Source organism: Xanthomonas axonopodis (assembly GCF_001304695.1).
Classification (GTDB): Bacteria; Pseudomonadota; Gammaproteobacteria; order Xanthomonadales; family Xanthomonadaceae; genus Xanthomonas; species Xanthomonas axonopodis.
In genome coordinates this window covers 1-1,111 of sequence record NZ_JFAQ01000021.1, presented here as the reverse complement: position 1 = coordinate 1,111, position 1,111 = coordinate 1, and the positions used below count along the sequence as shown (strand labels likewise).

Annotated in this window: 1 protein-coding gene and 1 pseudogene; one reads left to right on the top strand and one right to left on the bottom strand. The window is 56.3% G+C overall.

Features of this window, described 5'->3' with window-relative positions; all coding sequences use genetic code 11:
* Positions 1-121, bottom strand: a pseudogene (locus XAXN_RS20285) (aldo/keto reductase); the annotation flags it as partial.
* A 45-nt stretch (positions 122-166) separates the two neighbouring features.
* Between XAXN_RS20285 and XAXN_RS02010 the strand changes: the two are divergent.
* Positions 167-1,111, top strand: a 945-nt coding sequence (locus XAXN_RS02010) for an IS481 family transposase (protein WP_054318304.1), incomplete at its 3' end; no start/stop codon positions are given.

Here is a 1,111-nt window from a genome sequence, read left to right as displayed (position 1 = left end):
CTTCCAGATACTCGCGCATGGGGACCTGGTCCTTTGGCGAAGGCCAATGGATCAAGGTGAGATCGACATACTCGGTGGCGAGTTTGCGCAGGCTTTCCCGCAGGCTAGGTTGTTTGATCCCATGCTTTGATGGTGCACTATTTTCCCTCGATTGGAAGGAAGCACTATGGGCCAGGTTCTACACGGGAGCGCCACTACGACAGAGGCGATCCGTCGAGCGATACAACATAGTCAAGAGAGCCTGAGAGCGCTGTCCAAGCGCTACGGGATCAATCAGAAAACGGTGGCGAAGTGGAAGAAGCGTCGCTCGACTGCCGATTTGCCAACCGGGCCGAGGCAGCCGTGTTCCACCGTGTTGTCCGTTACGGATGAGGCGGCGATCGTCGCTTTCCGCAAGCACACGTTGCTGCCGCTGGACGACTGTCTCTACGCACTACAGCCGAGCATGCCGCGTCTGACGCGCTCATCGCTGCACCGCTGCCTGCAACGCCATGGCATCTCGCGGCTCCCCGAGATTAAAGGCGACAAAGCCGCCAAGAAGCGTTTCAAAAGTTATCCGATTGGCTACTTTCATATCGACATCGCAGAGGTGCAGACGGCCGAGGGCAAGCTCTATCTGTTCGTGGCAATCGACAGGACGTCCAAGTTTGCGTTCACCGAACTCCACGCCTCGGCCAACAAGATGGTTGCAGCGCAGTTCCTGCGCAATGTGATCCAGGCAGTGCCCTACACCCTGCATACGGTTCTGACAGATAACGGCATCCAGTTCACCAACCGCAGTTCCGATCGATATGCCTTTGAGCATATCTTCACTCGCGTATGCGAGGAGCACGGCATCGAACACCGCTTGACTAAAGTCAAGCCCCCCTGGACCAACGGGCAGGTCGAGCGGATGAACCGGACCATCAAGGAAGCCACTGTCAAACGCTTCCATTACGACGATCACGCACAACTGCAACAGCATTTAGCCAACTTCATCGACGCCTACAACTACGGTCGCAGGCTCAAAGCTCTGAAGGGTCTGACACCGTACGAATTCATCTGCAAGCAGTGGACATCCGAACCCGAGCGGTTCAAAGTGAATCCGATCCATCTAATGCCGGGACTGAAC